Origin of the sequence: Pseudomonas sp. YL2, from assembly GCF_023063025.1 — a bacterium.
Taxonomy (GTDB): Bacteria; Pseudomonadota; Gammaproteobacteria; order Pseudomonadales; family Pseudomonadaceae; genus Aquipseudomonas; species Aquipseudomonas putida_A.
In genome coordinates, this window is the sequence record NZ_JAJSLU010000001.1 from 304,625 (window position 1) to 329,287 (window position 24,663).

Consider the following 24,663-nt stretch of genomic DNA (forward strand, 5'->3'; position numbering starts at 1 on the left):
ATTTTAACAGGCTCAGCGATTTGTGCTGCTCTGTCCGACTTGTGACGTACCACGCGATTCAAATTTGCCGGTTTTGTTACTTTCGCGGAGGATACACGGTGATTTTGCGGCTAATGTTCTCATTCGTGACACAAAATAACGTTCTGATAATCGTTGTCATTGAACATCGCAACGGCATAATGCCCCGCCCACATCATTGCAGAGTCTAGGGAGCTAGCTTGTCTACGCCTGTCGAACCCTTGCGTTTGCTGCTACTGGCCGAAGAGCCAGCGTGGACAGCGTTATTGCGCGAGTGTCTGGCTCCGATGGGGAGCGCGGCGGTGCTGATCAGCGCACCGAGCTGGGAGTCGGTCAGCAGTCTGTTCGAAGACAATCGCCACGCGGTGCTGTTGACCGTCCCCGCGTTGCAGCCGGCCCCGGGTCGTTGCAGCCTGCCGACGGTGTTGCTGCTGGATCACGAGCCGGTCACCGCGCCGGTGGGTGTCAGCGACTGGCTGGTGTTCGACGCCCTCGACGCCGGCATGCTGCGCCGTTGTCTGCGCCATGTGCGTGAACGCGGCGTCCTCGAAAACACCCTGCAACGCCTGGCCGAACAGGATCCTCTGACCGGCATCGCCAACCGCCAGGGCTTCCAGACCCTGCTCGCGGCGCGCCTGGCGGAAAACGACGGCCGTGGTCTGGCCCTCGGGCATCTCGATCTCGACAACTTCCGTCACGCCAACGACGCCCTCGGTCATCAGGCCGGCGATCGCTTGATCCTGCAAGTCGTCGCGCGGCTGAAAAGTCAGCTTGAGGCCGGGGATCAACTGGCGCGGCTGGGCAGCGACGAGTTTGCCTTGCTGATCGACACCCGCCGCGCGCCGCAACGCGCCGAGTGGATGGCCGAACGCATTACCGAAGCCCTGGCCGAACCGTATTGGGTCGATGGCGAAAGCCTGTTGATCGGCTCCAGCCTCGGCATCGCCCATGCCCGTGCACAGGGTGGTGCCGACCCACTGATGTGGCACGCGCACATTGCCATGCAGCAGGCCAAGAGCACGCAGGGCTGCACCTTCCATATCTTCAACGAACGCATCAACCGCAACGCACGGAGCATGGCCGACCTCGAAAGTGAGCTGCGCCGGGCCTTGCGCCGCGATGAGCTGGAGTTGCACTACCAGCCACGGCTGAATCTTGCAGACGGGCAGATCGTCGGCCTCGAAGCCCTGGTGCGCTGGCGCCATGGCGAGCGCGGTCTGCTGCCACCGAGCGAATTCGTGCCGCTGGCCGAGCAGAGCGGTCTGATCGTGCCGCTGGGCTACTGGGTGATTTCCCGCGCGTTGCGCGACATGCAGGCACTGCGCGAGCGCGGGCTGCCGGCGCTGCACATGGCGATCAACCTGTCGTTCCGCCAGTTTCAGGACAGCCAGTTGCTGCCGACGCTCAGTCGGCTGATTGCCGAGCGTGGGGTCGAGGCGCAGTGGCTGGAATTTGAACTCACCGAAACCGCCGTCATGCGCCGCAGCGATCTGGTCAAACAGACCATGGACGCCCTCGGCCGTCTCGGCGTGCGTTTCTCACTGGATGACTTTGGCACCGGTTTCTCGTCGTTCGTGCACCTCAACAGCCTGCCGATCACCTTGCTGAAGATCGACAAAAGCTTTGTCGGCGGCATGGAGCAGCGCGAAGAGAACCGCAAACTGGTGCACGCGATGATCAACCTCGCGCATAACCTGCATCTGGAAGTGGTGGCCGAGGGGGTGGAAACCCCTGAGCAACTGGAGTTATTGCGCGGGTTTGGCTGTGATCAGGTGCAGGGTTATCTGATCAGCCGGCCGTTGCCGTTGGCAGAGCTGGTTGAATACCTGACCTTCGGCTCTAGCCAGCAGCCAGCCCTCGAAATCGTGAGCTGAACGCAATCTCCGGGTTAGGCATGAATCCCTGTGGGAGCGGGCTTGCTCGCGAAGGCGTCGTGTCAGTCAAAGCATAGGCTGCCTGACCCACCGCTTTCGCGAGCAAGCCCGCTCCCACAAGGGAATCTCAGTCTGCCTGAGCGACTGTGTACTGGTTTGATGACAGAGGTTCGCGCTGAATCATCCGCTTCATCTTCCATTCAAACGCCAGGGTCAGGCTCACTGCCGCGCAGGCCAGGCCCAGCGCCAGACCCCACCAGACGCCAGTCGGCCCCCAGTTCAAATGGAACGCCATCCACCACGCCGCCGGTGCGCCAATCAACCAATAACAAGCGAGGCCGACCAGAAACGTGGTTTTCGCATCCTTGAGCCCGCGGATGCAGCCCATGGCGATGGTCTGCGTGCCGTCAAACAATTCGAACCATGCCGCCACCGCCAACAGGCTCACCGCCAGACGAATGACTTCGGCAAACGCCGGGTCGTTGTGATTGAGGAACAGCCCGACAAGTTGATTCGGCAGCAGCCAGAACACCATCGCAAAACCCAGCATCACCACCGCACCAAAAACGATGCCGACCCGGCCAGACATTCGCGCATCGCTCAGTTGCCCGGCGCCGTAGTGCTGGCCGACGCGCATGGTGATCGCGTAGGACATCCCCGCCGGCACCATGAACGCCACCGAAACGATCTGCAGAGCGATCTGGTGTGCGCCGAGTTGCGTGCTGCCCATGGTGCCCATGCACAGCGCCGCGAAGGCAAACAGTCCGACTTCCACCGCGTAGGTGCCGCCAATCGGCAGGCCGAGGCGCCACAGTTCTTTCAGATACTGACGATTTGGCCGTGACAGGCCGGCGCGCAATGGGTAGGCGTCGTAGGCCGGGTGCCGGCGAATGTGCCAGGCGAGGGCCAGCGCCATGCAGTTGGCAACGATTGCCGTGACCAGACCGATGCCGGTCAACCCCAGTTTCGGCAGGCCGAACATGCCGGTGATCAGCGCGTAATTGAGCAGGAAATTGGCCACGGTGCCGCCGAGGCTGATGACCATCACCGGGGTTGCCCGGCCGATCGCACTGGTAAAGCCGCGCAGGGCCATGAAGCTCAGGTAGCCGGGCAGGGCGAAGGGCAGGGCGATCAAAAATTGTCCAGCAGCGTTGACGTTGGTTTCGGTCTGGCCGAACAGCAGCAACACCGGTTTCAGATTCCACAGCAGCAACCCGGCGCCCAGCGCCATCAGCCACGCCAGCCACAACCCGGCCTGAGTCAGGCGGGTCGCGCCGATGATGTCGCCGGCACCCTGACGGATCGCCACCAGCGTGCCGACCGCTGCAATCACGCCGATGCAGAAAATCGACACGAATGAATAACTCGCTGCCCCCAGTCCGCCGCCGGCCAGGGCTTCGGGGCTGAGGCGCGCCATCATCAGGGTGTCGGTCAGCACCATCAGCATGTGCGCCAACTGCGAAGCAATCAACGGCCCCGCCAGCCGCAGGATGGCCCAGAGTTCGGTACGCACAGGATGCTGCATGGTCATCACCACCCATCAATCAGAGGGAACAAGAGACCGTCGATTCTCGGCGCTTGGCAGGGTTTGCACAAAAGGATAAAAAGGATGGGTGGCATGATTAAAACTCATCATGAGAAGAACTCGCCGGGTTGGCCGGATGCCGCCAAAGGAGCTTTGTGTATGTCCCGTCGTCTTCCACCCTTGTATGCCCTGCGCGCATTCGAAGCGGCGGCGCGGCAAAGCTCGTTCACCCGCGCGGCCGAGGAGTTGTCGATCACCCAGAGTGCAGTCAGCCGGCACATCAAGACGCTGGAAGAGCATTTCGCCTGCAAGCTGTTTCACCGCAGCGGACGCAACCTGCAACTCACCGAGTCGGCGCGGCTGCTGCTGCCCGGCATTCGCGATGGTTTCGCGGCGCTGGAGCGCGCCTGCAACACCTTGCGCGCCGAAGACGACATCCTGCGCATGAAAGCGCCCTCGACCCTGACCATGCGCTGGCTGCTGGCGCGACTCAGCCGCTTTCGCCATCTACAACCGGGCAATGAGGTACAGCTGACCAGTGCGTGGATGGACGTGGATTCGGTGGACTTCAACAACGAACCCTTCGACTGCGCGGTGCTGCTGAGCGATGGGCACTTCCCGCCGGACTGGGAGGCCAGCCTGCTGTTTCCCGAAGAGCTGATACCGGTGGGTGCACCGAACCTGCTGAATGATCAGCCGTGGGATGTCGAGCGTCTGGCCTCCACCGAACTGCTGCACCCGACCCCGGATCGGCGCGACTGGCGCAGTTGGCTGGAACATATGGGGCTGTCCGATCAGGTTTCGCTCAAGGGCGGACAGGTGTTCGATACCCTCGAACTTGGGATGATCGCCGCGGCGCGAGGCTATGGGGTGTCGATGGGCGATCTGCTGATGGTCGCCGAAGATGTGGCGCAAGGAAGACTGAGCCTGCCATGGCCGACCGCGGTCGCCAGCGGACTGAATTATTACCTGGTATGGCCAAAAACCCGTCCGGGAGGTGAACGTTTGCGCCGTCTCAGCGACTTCCTGCAAGGCGAAGTGCGGGCCATGGCGCTGCCGGTGGTCAAGCGCTTGAGCTGAAACGTTAGAGCCGCCGCAATGCCGGCCTTGTGCCATAACCCTGCTGTTCGCTCAAGTATTCGGCTTTACCGCCGAATACGTGCATGTGGAACCGCCGTGCAGGTATCCACGATTCACCCCCATTAGAAAATTATCCGAGCTGCGATCAAGGAGGATCGGCAAGTTCGGCCAGGAGCTGTCCATGTCTCAACCTCGCGCTCGGATCGCCTCGCAGCTGGGCCTCGCGCTCGCCGTGATACTGGCGATCGTCATCAGCGGCAGTACGGTGTTCGCCCTGCGTTCGCTGGATTCCGCCAACCTCGCCACCCGTGAAGAGCACCTCGCCAGTGAGGCGCGGCTGCTGGCCGACCAGTTGAGCACTTTCCACGGCACGCTGCGCGAAAGCACCCAGCGCCTGAGCGGGCTGTTCGAGAAGCGCTTCAGCGCGGGCCTGAGCATTCACCCGGATGAACCGGTGAACGTCGCCGGCACCCAGACCCCGGGCCTGCACCTGGGCAGCGAAGTGTTGAACAACAACTTCAAGGAAGTCGACGAGTTCAAGCAGATGACCGCCGGCGTTGCCACGCTGTTCGTGCGTAGCGGCGAAGACTTCGTGCGGGTCAGCACCTCGCTGACCAAACAGGACGGCACGCGCGCTATCGGCACTTTGCTCGATCATGCGCACCCGGCTTATGCGAAGTTGATGGCCGGGCAAGGCTACGTCGGCCGCGCGTTGCTGTTTGATCGCTCCTACATGACCCAATACACCCCGGTGCGCGACAGCAGCGGCAAGGTGATTGCGGTGTTGTTCGTTGGTTTTGACTACACCGACGCGCAGAACGCCCAGTTCGACAACCTCAAACGCTTCCGCATCGGCCAGACCGGTTCGCTGGCGCTGCTGGATGAGCAGAACAAATGGTTGGTGGCCCCGGCGGGTGTCCAGGCGCTGGATCAGGCGGTTACGGTGATTGGCGCTCTGGCCAAGACCCCTGGCAAAGGTCAGTTCTGGGGCGACAAGAACGAAGATTTCTACAGTGTTTCGGTACCGTTCGACGGTGGGCCGTGGGCGGTAGTGGCGAGCATGCCGAAAGCCGAGATTCGCGCGGTGACCTGGAGCGTCGGCACGCAACTGGCCATCGGCAGCCTGCTGGCGATGCTGTTGGCGGTGGGTTCGGTGGTGTGGTTGCTGCGCAGCAAACTGGCGCCGCTGAGTGATCTGGTGCGTCAGGCCGAAGCGCTGGGCGCAGGTGATCTGAGCGTGCGCCTGAGCGTGTCGAGCAACGACGAGATCGGACAGTTGTCCCGTGCGTTCAACCAGATGAGCCAGGCGCTATCGACGATGGTCGAACACATCCGCCGCTCCTCGGAAGAGGTCAACAGCCGCGCCCAGGCGCTGTCCGGTTTGTCCGGCGGTGCGTACGAAGGCATGGAACAGCAGTCCGGCGAAATCACCAGCATGGCCGGCGCGGTGGAAGAGTTCAGCGCCACCTCGCTGAACATCGCCGACAACATGGGGGCCACCCAGCGTCTGGCCCAGGAAAACGCTCAGCAGACGCAGATCGGTCGTACTTCCATGGACGAAGCGTCTTCGTCGCTTGAGCAAATCGCTGGTGCGTTGAACACCACGGCTACCGTGATCAACACCCTTGGCCAGCGTTCCCAGGAAATCGGCGGCATTGTCAGTGTGATCACCTCGATTGCCGAACAGACCAACCTGCTGGCGCTCAACGCGGCCATCGAAGCGGCCCGTGCCGGTGAACAGGGCCGTGGTTTTGCCGTGGTCGCCGATGAGGTGCGTAACCTGGCGTCGCGCACCCGTCAGGCCACTGATGAAATCTCCGGGATGATTCACAGCATCCAGCAGGAAACCGGCAACGCCATCAGCACCATGGAGCAGGGCAACCTGCTGATGCAGGAAGGCCTGTCGCGCAACGCCAACGTGGCATCGGCGCTGGCGCGGATCGATGAGCAGAGCCGTTCGGCAGGGCAGCAGTTCGCCGCGATTACCACCGCGACTCAGGAGCAGAGCAGCACCGCGACATTGTTGAGCAGCAATTTGCAGAGCATTGCGCTGGCCAACAGTGAGCAGCGTGAGGTGGTGTCGAACCTCGCGGTCACCGCCAAAGAGCTTGAAAAGCTGGCGGCGGATCTGCGTTCCGAGGTTGATCGCTTCCGTTAATACAGCCTTGATATCGCTTTCGCGAGCAGGCTCGCTCCCACAGTTTCCGGGGTAGCTCATAAATCGTTTGAGCACCCGAATACTCTGTGGGAGCGAGCCTGCTCGCGAATGCAACGCCGCCGATCCATGGCAAATCATCCTATATGTCTCTCATCTTTTCTTGCTGAAACGTTTCCGCAGCGCTATAAAAATGGCACAACTCCAATAAAGGCTGCTGCCATGACCCCGTTCAAACTCGCCGTTGCATTCGGCGCACTCTCTGCTGCTTCCCACGCCATGGCCTGGGATTACGTACTCCTCGATACCAACAAGCCCGCGCAAAACTGGAGCATTACCAGTGAGCAGCTCGGGTTGAAAACCGCCAAGCCTTTCTCCGTGAGTCTGCGAACCTTGCACGGCGGACGACAGGAAGGTGTCAGCATCGTCAATATCGATAACGGCACGATGAAACTCTCGGTGGTGCCGACCCGTGGCATGAATGTCCTGCAGGCGTCTGTCGGCAACGTGCGCATGGGTTGGGATTCGCCGGTCAAGGAAGTGGTCAACCCGGCCTTCATCGAACTCAATGGACGCGGTGGCCTGGGCTGGCTGGAAGGCTTCAACGAGCTGGTAACCCGCTGCGGTTACGAATGGGTCGGCCATCCGGGCATCGACAATGGCGAGATGCTGACCCTGCACGGCCGCGCCGCGAACATTCCGGCCAGCACTGTCACGCTGCACATCGATGAAAAACCACCCTACACCATCAGTCTGCGCGGTGAACTGAAGGAACAGGCCTTCAAGAAAGTCGACTTCTCGGTCGTTACCGAACTGGTCACCGAGCCGGGCACTGCGCATTTCGCCCTCAACGATACGCTGACCAACAACGGCGATTATCCGAAGGAATACCAGGCGCTGTATCACAGCAACTTCAGCACGCCGTTCCTCGAGCAGGGTGCACGGTTCGCGGCGCCGGTGAAACAGGTCTCGCCGTTCAACGACAAGGCCAAAGCCGAGTTGGCGGACTGGCAGACTTATCGCGGTCCAACCAAGGACTACGACGAAACCGTCTATAACGTCGTGCCCTACGCCGACGCCAAAGGCGAAACCCTGACTGTTTTGCACAACAAGGCTGGCAGCCTCGGTGTTTCTGTTGGCTTCAATACTCAACAGCTGCCAGTGTTTTCCCTGTGGAAAAACACCGACACCCAAGGGCAGGGCTATGTCACGGGCCTTGAGCCAGGCACCAGCTTTTCCTACAACCGCCGCTATCAGCGTCCGCTGAACCTGGTGCCGACCATTGCGCCAAAGGCCAGCCAACAGTTTCAGATCAGCTACAGCCTGCTGGCAGACAAAGGCGCTGTGGATAATGCGTTGAAGCACGTGAGCGAAATCCAGGCCGGGCGTGAAACCGAAGTGCGGCAGACGCCGCTGGTGGATCTGACCGAGCATTAAGGCGTCGCCGGACGGTACTGCAGCGCCTCGGCCAGATGCTCACGGCTGATTGCATCGACTTGCTCAAGGTCTGCCAGGGTTCTGGCGACCTTGAGCAAACGATGGGCTGAGCGCAGTGACAAGGTCAGCCGTTCGCAGGCTGACTCCAGCCATTTCTCATCGGCTGTGGATAACTGGCAGTGCCGCTTCAGGCCTGGCAGATCGAGGAACGCATTGGCACAACGCTGACGCTTTTGCTGGCGTTCGCGTGCCTCGGCCACCACGGCTGCCGCACTGGCGCTGTCCTCGCCTGGCTTCACTGCCGGATTCAACGCCGTCGCTTCCCGCGCCACCGTCAGGTGCAGATCGATCCGATCCAGCAACGGCCCCGATAGCTTGTTGCGGTAGCGCTGCACCATGTCCGGTGTACAAGAGCACTTGCCGCTCGGCTCGCCAAGATATCCACAAGGGCAGGGATTCATCGCCGCCACCAACTGGAAGCGCGCCGGAAAACGCACGCGATCCTTGGCTCGGGCAATCACGATATGCCCGGATTCCAGCGGCTCGCGCAGCACCTCCAGTACCTTGCGATCGAACTCCGGCAGCTCATCGAGAAACAGTACGCCGTGGTGGGCGAGGGTGATCTCGCCGGGTTGCGGTTTCGAGCTGCCACCGACCAGTGCCGGCCCGGAGGCCGAGTGGTGCGGCTGGCGAAAGGGCCGTTGTGGCCAATGGGTCAGTGGCACGCCGCTGGCGACCGATTGAATCGCCGCCACTTCCAGCGCCTCGCATTCGGAGAGTGGCGGCAGCAGGCCCGGCAAGCGACTCGCCAACAAGGTCTTGCCCGTTCCCGGCGGCCCACTGAACAACAGGTTATGCGCGCCCGCCGCCGCAATCAGCAGCGCCCGTTTCGCGGCCATCTGTCCTTGCACCTCATTGAGGTCGGGATAAGGTTTCGCCGCATGGATCAGCCCGTCCGAGACATAAGGCTCGACCGGCGTATGCCCGTTGAAATGCGCCACTGCCTCGAGCAGATGATCCACCGCAAACACTTTCAACCCCGACGCCAGGCAAGCCTCCTCGGCATTCGCCCGCGGCACCACCAGTGCCCGCCCGGCCTTGCGCGCCGCCAGTGCCGCCGGCAACACCCCGCGCACCGGCCGCACAGCGCCGGACAACGCCAGTTCACCAAGGCATTCCACCTCATCCAGCGTCAGACACGGCACCTGCACACTCGCCGACAGAATCCCCAGGGCAATCGCCAGATCAAAGCGCCCGCCATCCTTGGGCAAGTCCGCCGGCGCCAGATTCAAGGTGATCCGCCGCGCCGGAAACTGCAGCCCGGAATTGATGATCGCGCTGCGCACCCGGTCCTTGCTCTCCTTCACCGCCGCCTCGGGCAGACCGACCATGGTCAGCGACGGCAGACCGTTGGCCAGATGGACTTCGACGGTGACGGCGGGAGCATCCACGCCTATCTGGGCGCGACTGTGGACGATGGAGAGGGACATGGTCGTTCCTTGAGTTGAATCGAGGGGCCGCTTCCTGCGGGTTTTTGAAGGTTAGTTGAGCCGGGTTTCAGTGCTGAAATAGAGGTTTACAAGACGTATCAAGATCCGATGGGCTGTCATTGCTTGCCTGAATTGGACCGTTGACTCTCGACCGGCATTGACGGATCATCCCGTTCGAGGACTGCAACTGCGCATTCGTCGGGACTGGGCACCAGCAAAAGCTCCCCCGCATTTTTGGCAGCAGAGAAAGCTGGTTTCTCTGAAGTAGTGACGACGGGCTAGCCTGTCGGATTCTGAACCCAAGGCCGTAAAGCCAGGAGCTAAAGAATCGCTGCGACTACTCCTCAAAAAATACTTGAAAGGCGTCCATCGGACGCCTTTTTTATTTCTGATTTGGTGGTGCTCGTGGTATCTGCCCCACTAACGTGCCATGTGCACGTTTTTGCGGGTACCAAGTCACCACGAAGTAACCAAATCCTGTGGCGCGCTCGTGTCGCGGTTCAAGAATCAGTGTTCCCATAGATGTCCTCAGTACCGCGACCCTGTTTCCACATCGCTGTTCTTTGAACTCACAATAGATTTGTGCTCCCGGGACGATCATTTTCGCAACAATCGCTGCTACCCCATCGGCAGTCTGGCAACCATGCTTGAGCAAATCGGCACTATGGGCTTCCCAAATGTGCACTACGCCAAAACCACTATTCGCTCGACGGTGAATACCTACACGCAGATAAATCTTCCCGCCTGGCAAGCCGAATTTTGGCATATCGGGGATCGTGCCAAAGATGTAACCACCATCTGGATGCTGAACCAGCGTGTTTTCTTTGAGCTTGAGCAAATGAGACAAGAGGGATCCAGAACCAGAGTGTCTGGCGATCAATGTGTATCGCCTGGAACTCGACGAATAGGATCGACCAGCGCAGGCGAAAGCCACCAGCCTAATCACAGCCAAGAACTCACGGAATCAGGCGCAGACGCTGATTTTTGTAGGGCCATGCCCTAATAGTTGTAGGACGCCGGCGAAAGGGTTTCGACGGTCTTGTATCGCGGAGTCGGATGCTCCAGGTTGGCCGTTCAATGCAGCTTCTGGAGGCGAAAAATGGACCGCAATGGTATGCGCCCGATTCATCCGGCGAGGTTCTGAATAAGGAATTCATGGAGCCGTTGGGCATGACCGTCATGGGTCTGGCCATGCCCACGAACTGGCCCGAAAGTGAGATCGAAAAGCTTGTGAAATGCCAGCTCAGGATCTGCGCCGATCTGGCAATCAGCCTTGCCACTCATCTCAACACTACGCCTGAGTTCTGGATGAATCTCCAATCGAATTACGATTTACGCAGGGCCCAGCTCCGGCATGCGGGTTTATAGCGATTGCAGCATCCGTGAAGCCCTTTTCCACCATGGCCCCGTCATTGGGCGCTTGGTTTGTTCCCGTTCCACCATCATCAACGGCACATCCTGCAACCGAATCCACGGCTGGTTATTCCAGTGCAACAAACTCAATGACATATCCGGCCAACTGAGCAGGCTCAGGTGTGGGCGTTCGCTTGTGGTGGGGTGTTGGGCGTCGCGCAGGGTGGGGATGACCTGGTGGGTGAGCCATTCGCGTAGCGCTCGGTATTCGGGGCAGTAGTGGTAGACGAGGAGGGCGTAGATGCCGGATTCGCTGATCAGCAGGGTGTTTTCGATCTGGTTGTGGATCAAGGTTTTGCGGGTTTGGTATTGGTCGGGGTCGAGTTTTCGCAGCATGCGTTCGTTGAGGTAGATGTGCAGCAGGCGGCTCAGGTCTCGGGCGCAGAACCAGGGTTGGTTCTGGATGAGGAGGGCGTGGAGGGGGAGTTTGTGGCGGGTGAAGATGTGCGGGGTCAGATAAGTCTCTTCTTGATTCATTGAGCAGTTCCTCTTGCTTAAGGGGCTGCCCTCAATCGTCGCCAAACGATTGGGTGGCAGTTGTACGCGGGTTGGCGAACCGGAGCAAAAGGAACCCGGCAGACCCGAAGGTCTCCCACGCACAACCGCCATGAAACGATGTGGCGGTAAATGTAGCCGCCATCATGGTTGTCGTGCGCCTTAAGCTGTCCAGGTCGCCAAACCCGGTGCTGAACATTCAGCATCGGGGTGAGCTTAGAAACCTGGGCTTTTCGGCGCAATCGGACGGCGGTGGTGCAGGTTGTAGGACGTTGCCGAGAGGATTGAAAGGCTGAAGATCAAAAGATCGCAGCCTTCGGCAGCTCCTACAGGGGGAGCGGATTATTCAGCGGGCGGTGTCAGCTTCGCTTCCATCTCGGCAACTTTCGCTTCGAGGCTCTCGAGGCGGGCACGAGTGCGGGCCAGTACAACCATCTGACTATCAAACTCTTCACGGCTCACCAAATCGAGTTTGCTGAACGCACTCTGCAGCAGCATCTTGAACTGGCTTTCGATTTCGGCTTTCGGCAGCGGGGTGTCGCCGCTGAACAGGCGGGAGGCGGTGCCGCTCAGGGCGTCGAGGAAGTCTTTGGGCGCGAGCATGGAATGTGTCCTGTAAACAGTGGCGGGCAGTGTATCACGCAGTGTCTATAGTCATTGACGCAGGCACGGATGCACGCTTTTCGCGCAGGCGGACGGACGGCAACGCACCGTTGTTGTGCGTAACCGTCGGGGCTTTTTTGCACGGGCGCCTGTGGCAGCGGCCAAGGGCTTGAAATCAGAGGAATTTGGCGAGATGGCAAGCTTTCTGCTTAGTCGGTAGTGACCCATGCACTGATGCAGTCGCTGTGACGAATGCAGTGCGGCAGGCGGGACGGGGAGTTTCGCCGGCAGCGGTTAGCTGGCGTCAGTCGGGCAGGTAAGGCCGACGATGCGTTACAAAGCCAGGCACTGCGCTTAGACTTGAGTCGGGTTTGTTTTCCTGGGGCAAGTCCACCAATTCGGGAGAGAGTTTCATGAAGCTAGTCACTGCCATCATCAAGCCGTTCAAGTTGGACGACGTGCGCGAGTCGCTGTCCGAAATCGGCGTGCAGGGCATTACCGTTACTGAAGTCAAAGGCTTCGGCCGGCAGAAGGGTCACACCGAGCTGTATCGCGGCGCGGAATATGTGGTCGATTTTCTGCCCAAGGTGAAAATCGACGTGGCCATCGACGACAAGGATCTGGATCGGGTGATCGAGGCGATCACCAAGGCGGCCAACACCGGCAAGATCGGTGACGGCAAGATCTTCGTGGTCAATCTGGAACAGGCGATCCGCATCCGTACCGGCGAAACCGATACCGACGCGATTTAAGCCGCCACAAACCCCAACGCCCCAGGAGAAAACAATATGACTCTGCGTAAATTCGCAGGGCTAGGAGCCCTGTTGTCCATCGTAATGCCCGGCCTTGCAATGGCGGCAGACGAAGTGGCGGCCCCGGTCCTCAATTCCGGCGACACCGCCTGGATGCTCACCTCGACAGCCCTCGTGCTGTTCATGACCATCCCGGGCCTGGCGCTGTTTTACGGCGGCATGGTTCGCTCGAAAAACATTCTTTCCGTGATGATGCAGTGCTTCGCCATTACCGGTCTGATCAGCATCCTGTGGGTCATTTATGGCTACAGCATTGCGTTCGACACCACCGGCATGGAGCAGGGCGTCGTCAACTTCAACTCGTTCTTCGGCGGCATGGGCAAGGCGTTCCTCGCCGGTGTCACGCCTTCGAGCCTTACCGGCCCTGCGGCGCTGTTCCCCGAGGCGGTGTTCATCACCTTCCAGATGACCTTCGCGATCATCACCCCGGCGCTGATTGTCGGTGCGTTCGCCGAGCGGATGAAATTCTCCGCGATGCTGATTTTCATGGGCATCTGGTTCACCCTCGTCTACGCACCGATTGCGCACATGGTCTGGTCCGGTAACGGCGGCCTGATGTGGGACTGGGGCGTACTCGACTTCGCGGGCGGCACCGTGGTGCACATCAACGCCGGTGTGGCCGGTCTGATTGCCTGCCTGGTATTGGGCAAGCGCAAAGGTTTCCCGACCACCCCGATGGCACCGCACAACCTCGGTTACACCCTGATGGGTGCAGCGATGTTGTGGGTTGGCTGGTTCGGCTTCAACGCCGGTTCGGCCGCAGCCGCCAACGGCACCGCCGGCATGGCGATGCTGGTCACTCAGATTGCAACCGCTGCAGCGGCTCTGGGCTGGATGTTCGCGGAGTGGATCACTCACGGCAAACCAAGCGCACTGGGCATTGCTTCGGGTGTGGTTGCCGGTCTGGTGGCGATCACTCCGGCTGCGGGCACCGTTGGCCCGATGGGCGCACTGGTGATCGGTCTGGCGGCAGGCGTGGTGTGCTTCTTCTGCGCCACCACGCTGAAACGCAAACTCGGCTATGACGACTCTCTGGACGCGTTCGGCGTACACGGTATCGGCGGTATCCTCGGTGCGATCCTCACCGGTGTATTCGCTGCACCGTCGCTGGGTGGCTTCGGCACCGTCACCGACATCGCCGCTCAAGTGTGGATTCAGTGCAAAGGTGTCGGCTTCACGGTGATCTACACCGCGATCGTCACCTTCATCATCCTCAAGGTCCTGGACGCCGTGATGGGGCTGCGCGTGACTGAGGAAGAAGAGTCGGTGGGTCTGGATCTGGCACAACACAACGAACGCGGCTACAACCTGTAAGTACGCGCATTAAAAAACTTGCCCGGTTCGCCGGGCATTTTTTTGTCTGGAATTTGTCATTGAAAGGAAGGCTGAAAGGATTTTTCGTACGGCTTTGGTCGTGTTTACGGCGGGCATGTTTCTGCGGCCAATCGCTTACATCATTGCAGGAATATTAGGGCCTTTGTTTTTTCCCAGAGCGCGCTAGAATGCGCCCCGAACGTGCGGAGAACTGTATGTGGCAACAGACTCTGATAACCCTGCGGGCACGGCCCCGGGGCTTTCATCTGGTAACGGACGAGTTACTCGCCGGCCTGCCTGAACTCAAGGCGTGCCGGGTCGGTCTGTTGCATTTGTGGCTGCAGCACACCTCGGCGTCGTTGACCATCAACGAGAACGCCGATCCGGCGGTCCGTCGCGACTTCGAACGATTTTTCAATCGTCTGATCCCACAAGGAACAGACGGCTATGAGCATAACGACGAAGGCCTGGACGACCTCCCGGCGCACTTCAAGGCCAGCGTACTTGGCTGTCAGATCAGTCTGCCGGTTTCGGCAGGGCGACTGGCACTGGGCACCTGGCAAGGTGTTTATCTGGGCGAGCACCGTGATCATGGCGGTGCCCGTAAAGTCCTCGCCACCCTGCACGGTGAAGGGGCGTAAACCGTTGGTCACCCGCGGTTACCGATTTTTTTCCGGCGACTTTCGACAGTCGCCAAAGCTGGTCTATAACTAATCTGCTTTTCGCAAGTCATGAGGTAGAACATGAGCGACGATGATCTGGAAAACGACGACCTCGAAGTAGGCGACGAAGACGAGGCCGAGGACGGTCTGGAAGCAGCAGCGGAAGACGTTGCTGAAGACGATGGCGGTGACGATACGCCGGCCCCGGCTGCCAAAGGCAAAGCCAAGGCTGCGGTGTCGGTCGACGAGTTGCCGAGCATCGAAGCCAAGAACAAGGAGCGCGACGCCCTGGCCAAGGCCATGGAAGAATTCCTTGCGCGCGGCGGCAAGGTGCAGGAAGTGGAGGCCAACGTGGTCGCCGATCCGCCCAAGAAGCCGGACAACAAGTACGGCAGCCGCCCTATCTGAGGCGTGCTACCTGCTTACTGAAAAAGCCCGCCGTCGCTGCGGGCTTTTTCATGCCTGAAACAAAGAGGTCATGGATACACGCAACCCCCTGTGGGAGCGGGCTTGCTCGCGAAGGCGGTGTGTCATTCAAATTGTATGTCGACTGACACGGCCTCTTCGCGAGCAAGCCCGCTCCCACAGGGGATAGTGGATCAGTTCGAGAGGGCATTCCAGCGGGCGAGCACTGCTGGCAAATCGGTCAGGCTGCGGATTTCAGCATCCGGCAGTCGCTCGGCTTCCCAAACCTTGCCCGTCGGGTTGAACCAGACGGCACGCATGCCCGCTTGTTGCGCCCCGGCAATGTCATCGCCCGGATGATCGCCGATATGTACGGCGGTTTCGGCTGTGGCGCCACCACGCTGCAACGCCTCGTGAAACAGCCGCACATCCGGCTTGGTGATACCGATATCTTCGGCGCACAAGGCAAACTTGAAGTAATCCGCCAGGCCCAGCCGACGCACGTCGGCGTTGCCGTTGGTGACCACGCCGAGTGCGTAATGGTTGGCGAGGATTTCCAAAGTCGGTTCGACCTCCGGGAACACCTCGATCTGATGACGCGCATGCAGGAATACTTCAAAGCTTTTGTCGGCCAGATCCGCAGCTTCGCCGTGGGCGTACCCGGCTTCCTCCAGTGCGTGGAACAGCACCCGCCGACGCAACGCACTGATGCGGTGCTTGAGGCCCGGTTCGCTGGCCAGTACCCGCTCACGAATCCCCCACAAATGCTCCACCGGCACTGCGCCCAGATTCGGCGCGTGTTCGCTCAGCCATTGGCGCAATACCGCTTCGGCGCTGACGATCACCGGGGCGGTGTCCCACAGGGTGTCGTCGAGGTCGAAGGTGATCAACTGGATGTTCATGAATCGTCGCCTTTGCTGCGTTTGGCCCGTGGGTGGGCGCTGTCGTAGACCGCCGCCAGGTGCTGGAAGTCCAGGTGGGTGTAGATCTGCGTGGTCTTGATGTCCGAGTGGCCGAGCAGTTCCTGCACCGCGCGCAGGTCCTGCGAGGATTCCAGCAAGTGGCTGGCAAAGGAATGCCGCAGCATGTGCGGGTGCAGGTTCTGCCCCAGTTCGCGCTCGCCGGCCAGTTTTACTCGCACCTGAATCGCCCGTGGGCCGAGGCGCCGACCTTGTTGGCTGACGAATACGGTGTCGTCGGCCGGGTTGGTCATGGCCCGCAGCGGCAGCCATTGCTCCAGTGCTTCGCGCGCCTTTTTGCCGACCGGCAGCAGGCGGGTCTTGCTGCCCTTGCCGAGCACTTGAACCATGCCGTCGGCCAGATCCAGCTGATCGAGATTGAGCCCGGTCAGCTCGGACAGGCGCAGGCCCGAGGAATAGAACAATTCGAGAATCGCCTGATCGCGACGGGCAAGAAAGTCGTCCTCGACCGCACCTTCCAGCAGTTGCAATGCACGGTCGGTGTCGAGGGTTTTCGGCAAGCGCCGTTCGCCTTTCGGCGGCGCCAGACCGGTCGCCGGGTCGTGGTCGCACAGACCTTCGCGATTCAGATAGTGATAGAGCCCGCGCACCGCTGAAAGCAATCGGGCGAGACTGCGTGACGACTGACCCTGCGCATGCAGGCGGGCGATCAGGCTGCGCAGACGCTGAATATCCAGCGCCGCCCAACTGCCAATGTTCTGCTTGAGGCACCAGCCGAGGACTTTATCGAGGTCGCGGCGGTAGGCCGACAGGGTGTGCGGCGACACCTGTCGCTCACTGCGCAGGTGTTCGCAGTAAGCGTCCAGTTGTCGTTCCATGCTCAGCGTACCGAGCGCAGGGGGCTGTTGACCCGTGGCAGCACGCGACCCATGACTTCAGCGATGTAGCTGAGGAACAGCGTACCCACCGAACTCTTGTAGTGCTGCGGATCACGGCTGGCGATCGCCAGAATGCCGTGGATACCTTGATGGCTGACCGCGACTACCGCGGTGGAGCCGATCTGCTTGCGCTGTTCTTCGCCGAACAGGAAGTCCAGCTCATGTTCGCGCAGAGTGCCGCTGACGCTCTTGCCTTCGGTGAGCAGCCCGCCGATCGCGGTTTGCGCGTCGGCATGTGTCACCCAGCGGCCAACCGGTGCCGGGTTGTCGCCGAGCAGGATCAGGCTGACAAAGGGCACCTGAAAGTCCTGGCGCAGGCTGTCTTCGACGCTGATCACCACGTCTTCCAGACTGGCCGCGTCCATCAGCGACAGGATCAGGCGGCGGGTCTTGTCGAACAGCCGGTCGTTGTCGCGGGCGACGTCCATCAACTGCGAGAGGCGGTGGCGCATCTCGATGTTGCGGTCGCGCAGGATGCTCATCTGCCGCTCGACCAGCGAAACGGTGTCACCGCGCTGGTGGGGAATGCGCATGGCGGGCAGCAGTTCTTCGTGCTCGACGAAGAAGTCCGGATGAGCCTCCAGGTATGCGGCAACCGCTGCCGCCTCCAGGCTCTCGGACGCGGATTCGTCGGACTGTCGGGCGGGTACCTGAGGCTTATCGGTCATGGCTTCTGCTCACTCAAAGACGCACTTGTCCTTCGTATACACGCACTGCCGGGCCGGTCATCAGCACCGGGTGGCCAGGGCCTGCCCATTCAATGGACAGACGCCCGCCGGGCAGGTCGATCAACAGCGGCGAATCCATCCACCCCTGGCTGATGGCCGCAACTGCAGCGGCACAAGCGCCGGTGCCGCAGGCCTGGGTTTCCCCGGCCCCGCGTTCCCAGACGCGCAACTGCGCGCGGTTGCGGTCGATGACCTGGATGAAACCGACGTTGACCCGCGCCGGGAAGCGCGGGTGGTGTTCGATTTTCGGCCCCAGTTCATGCACCGGTGCATTGTTGATGTCCTGTACGCGCAGCACCGCATGGGGGTTGCCCATTGACACAGCGGCCAGTTCGACCGTGGTGCCGTCGACTTCCAGCTGATAGCTGCTGGCCTGCGCCGGTGCGTCGAACGGAATGTCCGCCGGCACCAGACGCGGCGCACCCATGTTCACCCCGATCTGGCCGTCGTTACGCACGTCCAGCTCGATGATGCCGCCCTTGGTCTCGACGCGAATCTGCCGCTTGGCCGTCAGACGCTTGTCCAGAACGAAGCGGGCGAAGCAGCGTGCACCGTTGCCGCACTGTTCCACTTCCGAGCCATCGGAGTTGAAGATCCGGTAACGGAAATCCACGTCCGGATTGCTCGGCGCTTCGACGATCAGCAATTGGTCGAAACCGATACCGGTGTGCCGGTCGCCCCATTGCTTGGCGTGCTTGGGCTGAATATGCGCGTGCTGGCTGACCAGGTCGAGAACCATGAAGTCATTGCCCAGGCCGTGCATTTTGGTAAAACGCAGCAGCATGGGTTACTCCGGCAGCAGGCTTTCGCCGGCAAACAGCTCGGCCACGGTTTCGCGGCGGCGCACTTCAAAAACCTGATCACCGTCTACCAACACTTCAGCGGCACGGCCACGGGTGTTGTAGTTGGAACTCATCACGAAGCCGTAGGCCCCGGCCGAATGCACGGCCAGCAGGTCGCCTTCTTCCAGCGCGAGCTCACGATCCTTGGCGAGGAAATCGCCGGTTTCGCAGATCGGGCCGACGATGTCGTATTTGCGCGCAGCGGAGTCACGCGGTTTGACCGCGGTGACGTCCATCCAGGCCTGATACAGCGCCGGGCGGATCAGGTCGTTCATCGCCGCGTCGACGATGGCGAAATCCTTGTGTTCGGTGTGCTTGAGGTACTCGACCTGGGTCAGCAGCACGCCGGCGTTGGCGACGATGAAGCGGCCCGGTTCGAACACCAGCGCCAGGTCACGACCGTTCAGACGCTCGCGCACGGCCTTGATGTAGTCGCCGGCCAGCGGCGGCTCTTCATCGCGATACCGCACGCCCAGGCCACCACCGAGATCGATGTGGCGCAGGTGGATGCCGCAATCGCCGAGGCGGTCGACCAGATCCAGCAAGCGATCGAGGGCATCGAGGAACGGCGGCAGGGTGGTCAGTTGCGAGCCGATGTGGCAGTCGACACCGATCACTTCGAGGTTCGGCAGGTGCGCGGCACGCACGTACACGTCTTCGGCGTCGGCAATGGCGATGCCGAACTTGTTCTCTTTGAGACCGGTGGAAATGTACGGGTGGGTGCCGGCGTCGACGTCCGGGTTCACGCGCAGCGAGACCGGGGCGCGAACACCCAGCTCGGCAGCCACGACTTGCAGGCGCTCGAGTTCGTCGGTGGATTCGACGTTGAAGCAGTGCACGCCGACTTCCAGCGCGCGACGCATGTCGTCACGGGTCTTGCCGACGCCGGAGAACACGATCTTGTCGGCGCTGCCGCCAGCGGCGAGTACACGTTCCAGCTCGCCACGGGAAACGATGTCGAAACCGGCGCCGAGACGGGCCAGGACATTCAGAACCCCGAGGTTGGAGTTGGCTTTGACGGCGTAGCAGACCAGGTGCGGCATGCCGGCCAGCGCGTCGGCGTAGGCCAGATACTGGGCTTCGATGTGCGCGCGCGAATAAACATAGGTGGGCGTGCCGAAGCGGTCGGCGATGGCGGACAGCGCCACACCTTCCGCGAACAGCTCCCCGCCACGGTAGTTAAAAGCGTCCATGGCGATCCCTTATTGGTAAACGTCGTGCTTGTGTGCTTTGGACGGCTGCTTTTGCGAAGACTGGGCTTGCTCGGCCGGGTCCTGATCGTCATCCGGCAGGTACAGCGGGCCTTTTTGACCACAGGCCGAAACGAGGCAGGCAACCGCGACGAGCGCAGCAAGGGAAGAGATCAGGCGCTTCATGGCGAAATCCTTGAAAATGCGTTAATTGCGCCGGAGTATACCGGCCACCCGGCAGCTTGCCTATGCGAGGGGGTTCCCGTCCGGCGGGGCTCTGTGAATACACACAAACCCGTGTGGGAGCGGGCTTGCCCGCGAAGGCGTCGGTCCAGTCGAGAAAAATGCTGGATGTGCCGGCCCCTTCGCGAGCAAGCCCGCTCCCACAAGTGTTGTGTTGGATGTGCCGGCAGGTGCCTGGTCGTTAATCTTTGCAATCGGCCGGAAGCGTCCGTATCTTGCGGCGCTTGAGCCTGAGCCGACATTTTTGAGGTTGCCACAATGAGTTTGTCCGAAGCGCGTTTCCATGATCTGGTCGATGAAACCCAGGAAAAACTGGAAGACATCTTTGATGAAAGCGACCTGGATATCGACCTGGAGAGCTCGGCCGGTGTGCTGACTGTGAAGTTTGAAAACGGCTCGCAACTGATCTTCAGTCGTCAGGAACCCCTGCGTCAGCTGTGGCTGGCGGCGGTGTCCGGCGGTTTCCACTTCGACTACGACGAAGAGAGCGAGCGCTGGATGTGCGACAAGAGCGAAGAGCAATTGGGCGAAATGCTCGAACGCATCGTCAAGCAGCAGGCCGGCGTCGAATTTGACTTCGAAGGTCTGTGATTTCGTGACTGATAGCGCATCTGTTCGTCCGCCAAAGCCGCTTTACAGCAACATCAGCCCGGCCGTGCCTTCGCCGTGCAGCGGCGTGTGCCGGCTGGATGAACAGAAGGTTTGTCTCGGCTGCTTCCGCCATGTCGAGGATATTCGCGAATGGCGCTCGGCAGACGATCAACGCCGCCGGATCATCTGCCAGCAGGCTGCCGCACGAAAAGCCCTGACTTGACTCGACCTTGTGGTGAGGGGATTTATCCCCGATAGACTGCGCAGCAGTCTCAGAAGCTTGGGGCCGCTGCGCGACCCATCGGGGATAAATCCCCTCGCCACAGGTGTTCTTGCCAGATCAAAAGTGGGTGACTTGTATATTTTTTGAGCTGTGATAGTGTCCGAACACGCCTCAACCCATCGAGGCCTGGTGAAAACCCCGTCTTTTTTGGCGGGGTTTTGCTTTTTTTGTGTGCAGAAGAAAGGAGTCTGCCCGGATCATGACCGCACCTTCCATCACTCTTACCCGTCTGGACGTGCAACGTCTGGAGCGCTTGATCGACAACCTGAATGAGAAAGACCAGGCTGCGCCGGGCGTGATCGCGCTGCAAACCGAACTGGACCGCGCCGATACACTGGTCGGCCACGATGAAGTGCCCGCCGATGTCGTGACGATGAATTCCCGTGTGCACTGCCGCGAAGAGGGCAGTGGCAAGGACTATCACCTGACATTGGTCTATCCCAAGGACGCTAACGCCGACGAAGGCAAGATCTCGATCCTCGCACCGGTCGGCAGCGCGCTACTGGGCCTGAAGGTTGGTCAGCACATCGACTGGCCGGCTCCAGGTGGCAAAACCCTGAAACTGATTTTGCTCGAGGTCGAATCGCAACCGATCAAGGGTGGAGATTTTCCGGAGTAACCCGCCTCAGACCTGTTCGAGCGCCTCGTTCAGGGCGCGCTCCAGGTCGGCCTTGTAGCGCAGATACAAATTGCTTGAACTCTGACCATCACCGAGCAGGCCCGAGAGGTCCAGGTCGGTGATGTAGCAGCGATAGCGCTCGGTCTCGCGGCGCTGCTCGACGATCTCCCGGGCGACCACGTGGAACAGCTGGTCGCCATATTCCAGCTCGCTGAATTCCCGTTGATTGCAATACAAGGTGACCTGCACCTCGCCCGGTGCGGCTTTGCCGACGATCGCCTGCACGTCGTAGAACGGTTTGTTGACCGGTGTCTGCGGCGCCGGTCGTGGTTCGACCCGGCGCGCCCGCCCGGGGCCGGAAGGCAATAGCTGGTAATACAAGGTGTCGAGGCCGACCGCCGGGCTGCCATCCATCGGCAACAGCGCTTCGCGTCGGTACTGGATCGATTGCAGGAAGCGCTGCAGCGGTACCAGCAGGCTCTGTTCATCGTGATACGGCAGATGCTGTTGCCACAGCGCGTTGAACTCATCCAGCACGTACAGCTCGGCCTGTTGTTCGCTGATCCGGTAGAACACCTGAATCGATTCCGGCTGACCCATCGGCAGGATCAACGCGAGGTCGTGATCCTCCAGCGCCATCGGGTCCAGGTGCAGCGGGCTGTAGCGCGGCTGTTCTTCGCCCAGATAATCGAGCAGCGCCGGCAGTGTGGCGAGTGCGACATGGTTGACCTGGCCCGGCACCAGCTCCAGCACGTGATAGTGCTGTTGCACCTGAATCAGGTAGCGGTGATTGAGCTCGCTGAGCAGCAGGGTCTGCGCGGTGTCGATGACTTCTTCCACGCGCCGGGCAATGAACTGCGCGCGGTTGTGGCAGAAGCAGCGCACCTTCAATGACGGCTGCTGCGCGCCGCGCGGCAGATTGTTGAGGTAGTCGCGCAGGCAATCGAGCAGCGCGTGGGGGCCGTCGAAACGGTTGACCAGCACTTCATTCCAGCTGTTGAGTGTGACCTGATCGAGGGTCAGCACAAGGTTTTCGCGCACCCCGGCGTAACTCAGTGAGTCGGTGCGCTCGGTGGTCATCAGGATATTCAGGTCGCGGTGATGCTTGAGCGGATCGATACCGACGTTGACCAGCATCAGCACTTCGCTCGGCACCGCAGCGCGCAGCAGTCGTTCTTCGGCAACGGTCGGCAGGGGCAGGGCGATGCACTGCTGCAGGCTGCCGAGCAGGTTGAACAACTCGAACTCGCTCATATCGCTAGTGCCGGGGTGCAGCGCCAGGCGCGTACTGCTATCGATTACGCCGTTGCGATGGCACCAGGTCAGCAGTTCGAGCAACTCGCGGCTGCGCTTGATCGGCGCGAAGTGCTCCCACTCCAGCGCGTTCAGGCTACCGTTGTACAAACCCCACTGGGTTTGCCCGGGCTCTTTTTTGTTCGGCGATTGCACCAGCGTCAGGGTGTCTTCGGCCAGATCCGGGGCGATGCCGGGATTGATGAATTCGACCTTGTCGGCCTTGCGCTCGAACGCGGCGTACAGGCGACGACCGAGCACGTTCAGGTCGCGCTTGTTGATCAGGCTGACGGTCTGTTCGCTGCGGGCGAACTGGGTCAGGAAGCGGTAGCTGTAATTCAGCTCATTGACCAGGGCGCGGCGTTCGGCGCTGACCTGGCGGACTTTCCACTGGCTGCGGCTGTCGAGCAAGGCCAGTTGCCGCTGATCCCAATGCCATTCGTGCGCCAGGCGCTCCAGCAGCGAACGCTGCCAGCTTTGGGTGCGGCTGTTGCCGGTGAGCTTGCGGTTGACCTTGAGGTACAGCGCGCGCCGCACCAGCTCCAGACGCTCCGGCTCGTTGCGGGCGCAGAGGTATTCCTCGATGCGTCGGTACACCACCATGTACGGATCCAGCTCATCCAGATCCAGCTGATTGGCGAACACGGCCTGCTTGTAGCGCAGGCTCAGACACTGCACTTGCGGGTGTTCGCTGGCGTAGACCTCGGTCAGCAACAGCTTTAGCACTGACTTGTAGGGCGACTCGATGCCCTTGAACAACTGCCACAGGCCGGCACCGATGAACTCGCCCGGCGGAATTGTCGCCAGATGCCCGAGATCAAGCGTCTCGTCGGCGCGAATGAAACGCTTGGACAGCAGAGTGTGGGTGTACAGGTCGTAAGCGCGTTCTTCGTAGACCGGCACCAGCCACCAGATCGGTGTGCGCCCGGCCAGCCAGATCGCGGTGCGATAAAACTCGTCCAGCAACAGATAGTGCTGCGTGCTGCCGCAGTTTTCGGAGCTGAGCTGGGTGTCGCGTTCGCCTTTGACGAAGCGTACCGGGTCGATCAGAAAGAAGTGCGCTTCGGCGCCTTGGGTCGCGGCCCAGGCTTCGAGGAGCTGGCATTTTTTGCGCAGCTCGGCGAGTTCGTTGTCGCTCAGGTCCGGCGCATGGCAGACCCACACGTCCATGTCGCTCTGATCGGCCTGGGCCAGGGTGCCGAGGCTGCCCATCAGAAACAGTCCGTGAATCGGCCGAGGCGGGTTGCTGCCATGGCGCGGCTTGTAGGAGAACGAACGGGTCAGGCGCTGCGCTTCGGTGAGGGCGCTGGCGTCCGGTTCATAGTTGGACAGCCCGGCTGGGGTGCTGCCGGAAACATAGCCCGGCAACAGCGGGTGATTGACGTGGAAGAACAGTGGCAGCAGGGTCAGTACGCCTTGCTGGCGGCTCGACAGACCTTCGAGCGCCCGGCCAAGGCGACCCTCATTGAGCTTGAGAAAGCGCGCGCGCAGCTGGCTGAGCACCTTGCGGTCGATGCCTTCGTCCAGGTCGGGGCGGATTTCATGGGTGCGCGTCATGTCAGCTCAAACCGGCTCGCAGGCTCGGACGAAGAGGGTCTCGGAATGGGAGGCAGTTTAGCCTTTGCGCAGCTGGACTTTTAAGCTGAATTTGTTTTTGACGTCAGATTTTTAGCGATGAGCGATCAAGCGGGCCCGCGGAAATCCCGTGGCAGGAGTTCCCGTGGGCGAAGACG

General features: G+C 60.9%; 24 protein-coding genes. 12 read left to right on the forward strand and 12 right to left on the reverse strand.

Annotated elements, in window-relative coordinates:
• The first annotated feature begins 218 nt into the window (after window positions 1-218).
• Window positions 219-1,892: a putative bifunctional diguanylate cyclase/phosphodiesterase gene (locus tag LVD08_RS01360; RefSeq protein WP_097089513.1), complete on the forward strand. Its 1,674-nt coding sequence runs from the start codon at window positions 219-221 to the stop codon at window positions 1,890-1,892.
• Between the two features lie 127 nt (window positions 1,893-2,019).
• Here LVD08_RS01360 and LVD08_RS01365 read toward each other — a convergent pair whose 3' ends face one another.
• Window positions 2,020-3,417: a NorM family multidrug efflux MATE transporter gene (locus LVD08_RS01365; protein ID WP_247267212.1), complete on the reverse strand. Its 1,398-nt coding sequence runs from the start codon at window positions 3,415-3,417 to the stop codon at window positions 2,020-2,022.
• Between the two features lie 159 nt (window positions 3,418-3,576).
• On the opposite strand from LVD08_RS01365, the gene LVD08_RS01370 reads away from it, so the two are divergent.
• The 3 genes from LVD08_RS01370 to LVD08_RS01380 all read left to right on the forward strand — a co-directional run bounded on the left by LVD08_RS01370 (window position 3,577) and on the right by LVD08_RS01380 (window position 8,089).
• Complete coding sequence (locus LVD08_RS01370) at window positions 3,577-4,497, forward strand: LysR substrate-binding domain-containing protein (protein ID WP_247267213.1); 921 nt, start codon at window positions 3,577-3,579, stop codon at window positions 4,495-4,497.
• Window positions 4,498-4,678: 181 nt separating this feature from the next.
• Complete coding sequence (locus tag LVD08_RS01375) at window positions 4,679-6,655, forward strand: methyl-accepting chemotaxis protein (RefSeq protein WP_247267214.1); 1,977 nt, start codon at window positions 4,679-4,681, stop codon at window positions 6,653-6,655.
• Between the two features lie 219 nt (window positions 6,656-6,874).
• Entirely contained in the window at window positions 6,875-8,089 is a 1,215-nt protein-coding gene (locus LVD08_RS01380; RefSeq protein WP_247267215.1) for an aldose 1-epimerase family protein, read from the forward strand.
• Here the strand turns inward: LVD08_RS01380 and LVD08_RS01385 are convergent.
• Together LVD08_RS01385 and LVD08_RS01390 are read right to left on the reverse strand one after the other, a co-directional pair.
• Complete coding sequence (locus LVD08_RS01385) at window positions 8,086-9,579, reverse strand: YifB family Mg chelatase-like AAA ATPase (RefSeq protein ID WP_097089516.1); 1,494 nt, start codon at window positions 9,577-9,579, stop codon at window positions 8,086-8,088. The genes LVD08_RS01380 and LVD08_RS01385 overlap by 4 nt on opposite strands.
• A 382-nt stretch (window positions 9,580-9,961) precedes the next feature.
• Window positions 9,962-10,426 (reverse strand): hypothetical protein, encoded by a 465-nt coding sequence (locus tag LVD08_RS01390; protein ID WP_073470953.1) that lies wholly within the window; start codon window positions 10,424-10,426, stop codon window positions 9,962-9,964.
• A gap of 230 nt (window positions 10,427-10,656) precedes the next feature.
• On the opposite strand from LVD08_RS01390, the gene LVD08_RS01395 reads away from it, so the two are divergent.
• A complete protein-coding gene (locus LVD08_RS01395; RefSeq protein WP_247267216.1) occupies window positions 10,657-10,947 on the forward strand; it encodes a HigA family addiction module antitoxin in 291 nt (96 codons plus the stop codon).
• On the opposite strand, the gene LVD08_RS01400 is transcribed toward LVD08_RS01395, so the two are convergent.
• Together LVD08_RS01400 and LVD08_RS01405 are read right to left on the reverse strand one after the other, a co-directional pair.
• Entirely contained in the window at window positions 10,942-11,469 is a 528-nt protein-coding gene (locus tag LVD08_RS01400; RefSeq protein WP_247267217.1) for a BRO-N domain-containing protein, read from the reverse strand. The two genes, LVD08_RS01395 and LVD08_RS01400, sit on opposite strands and share 6 nt — an antisense overlap.
• A gap of 360 nt (window positions 11,470-11,829) precedes the next feature.
• Window positions 11,830-12,090 carry an accessory factor UbiK family protein gene (locus tag LVD08_RS01405; RefSeq protein ID WP_007920416.1) on the reverse strand — a complete coding sequence of 87 codons (261 nt, stop codon included), beginning with the start codon at window positions 12,088-12,090 and terminating at the stop codon, window positions 11,830-11,832.
• Between the two features lie 413 nt (window positions 12,091-12,503).
• On the opposite strand from LVD08_RS01405, the gene glnK reads away from it, so the two are divergent.
• From glnK to sutA, 4 genes are all read left to right on the forward strand, one after another.
• Entirely contained in the window at window positions 12,504-12,842 is a 339-nt protein-coding gene (gene glnK, locus LVD08_RS01410; RefSeq protein ID WP_002555808.1) for a P-II family nitrogen regulator, read from the forward strand.
• A 36-nt stretch (window positions 12,843-12,878) separates the two neighbouring features.
• Window positions 12,879-14,216: an ammonium transporter gene (locus tag LVD08_RS01415; RefSeq protein WP_027610437.1), complete on the forward strand. Its 1,338-nt coding sequence runs from the start codon at window positions 12,879-12,881 to the stop codon at window positions 14,214-14,216.
• A gap of 215 nt (window positions 14,217-14,431) precedes the next feature.
• Window positions 14,432-14,857, forward strand: a complete 426-nt coding sequence (locus LVD08_RS01420; protein ID WP_003229414.1) for a secondary thiamine-phosphate synthase enzyme YjbQ — start codon at window positions 14,432-14,434, stop codon at window positions 14,855-14,857.
• Window positions 14,858-14,959: 102 nt separating this feature from the next.
• Window positions 14,960-15,286: a transcriptional regulator SutA gene (sutA, locus tag LVD08_RS01425; RefSeq protein ID WP_007951900.1), complete on the forward strand. Its 327-nt coding sequence runs from the start codon at window positions 14,960-14,962 to the stop codon at window positions 15,284-15,286.
• Between the two features lie 191 nt (window positions 15,287-15,477).
• Here sutA and LVD08_RS01430 read toward each other — a convergent pair whose 3' ends face one another.
• Genes LVD08_RS01430 through lptM form a run of 6 tightly spaced genes read right to left on the reverse strand, consistent with a single transcriptional unit; the run spans window position 15,478 to window position 20,087 of the window.
• A complete protein-coding gene (locus LVD08_RS01430) occupies window positions 15,478-16,185 on the reverse strand; it encodes an HAD family hydrolase (RefSeq protein ID WP_247267218.1) in 708 nt (235 codons plus the stop codon).
• Window positions 16,182-17,081, reverse strand: coding sequence for a tyrosine recombinase XerC (xerC, locus tag LVD08_RS01435; protein WP_247267219.1), 900 nt, complete (start codon window positions 17,079-17,081; stop codon window positions 16,182-16,184). Before xerC ends, LVD08_RS01430 begins: the two co-directional genes overlap by 4 nt.
• Window positions 17,082-17,083: 2 nt before the next feature.
• Window positions 17,084-17,809 carry a DUF484 family protein gene (locus LVD08_RS01440; RefSeq protein WP_096796105.1) on the reverse strand — a complete coding sequence of 242 codons (726 nt, stop codon included), beginning with the start codon at window positions 17,807-17,809 and terminating at the stop codon, window positions 17,084-17,086.
• A 13-nt stretch (window positions 17,810-17,822) separates the two neighbouring features.
• Entirely contained in the window at window positions 17,823-18,653 is an 831-nt protein-coding gene (gene dapF / locus LVD08_RS01445; protein ID WP_027610441.1) for a diaminopimelate epimerase, read from the reverse strand.
• 3 nt (window positions 18,654-18,656) lie between these two features.
• Window positions 18,657-19,904, reverse strand: a complete 1,248-nt coding sequence (gene lysA, locus LVD08_RS01450; protein ID WP_027610442.1) for a diaminopimelate decarboxylase — start codon at window positions 19,902-19,904, stop codon at window positions 18,657-18,659.
• 9 nt (window positions 19,905-19,913) lie between these two features.
• A complete protein-coding gene (lptM, locus tag LVD08_RS01455; RefSeq protein WP_007911098.1) occupies window positions 19,914-20,087 on the reverse strand; it encodes an LPS translocon maturation chaperone LptM in 174 nt (57 codons plus the stop codon).
• 315 nt (window positions 20,088-20,402) lie between these two features.
• Between lptM and cyaY the strand changes: the two genes are divergently transcribed.
• From cyaY to rnk, 3 genes are all read left to right on the forward strand, one after another.
• On the forward strand, window positions 20,403-20,735 hold the full coding sequence (gene cyaY, locus LVD08_RS01460; RefSeq protein WP_047596732.1) for an iron donor protein CyaY: 333 nt from the start codon (window positions 20,403-20,405) through the stop codon (window positions 20,733-20,735).
• A gap of 4 nt (window positions 20,736-20,739) precedes the next feature.
• Window positions 20,740-20,958 carry a DUF1289 domain-containing protein gene (locus LVD08_RS01465; RefSeq protein WP_096796106.1) on the forward strand — a complete coding sequence of 73 codons (219 nt, stop codon included), beginning with the start codon at window positions 20,740-20,742 and terminating at the stop codon, window positions 20,956-20,958.
• A gap of 259 nt (window positions 20,959-21,217) precedes the next feature.
• Window positions 21,218-21,637, forward strand: a complete 420-nt coding sequence (gene rnk, locus LVD08_RS01470) for a nucleoside diphosphate kinase regulator (RefSeq protein WP_115988639.1) — start codon at window positions 21,218-21,220, stop codon at window positions 21,635-21,637.
• A gap of 6 nt (window positions 21,638-21,643) precedes the next feature.
• Here the strand turns inward: rnk and LVD08_RS01475 are convergent, their stop codons facing one another.
• Window positions 21,644-24,487: a class I adenylate cyclase gene (locus LVD08_RS01475; RefSeq protein WP_247267220.1), complete on the reverse strand. Its 2,844-nt coding sequence runs from the start codon at window positions 24,485-24,487 to the stop codon at window positions 21,644-21,646.
• Window positions 24,488-24,663 lie beyond the last annotated feature (176 nt).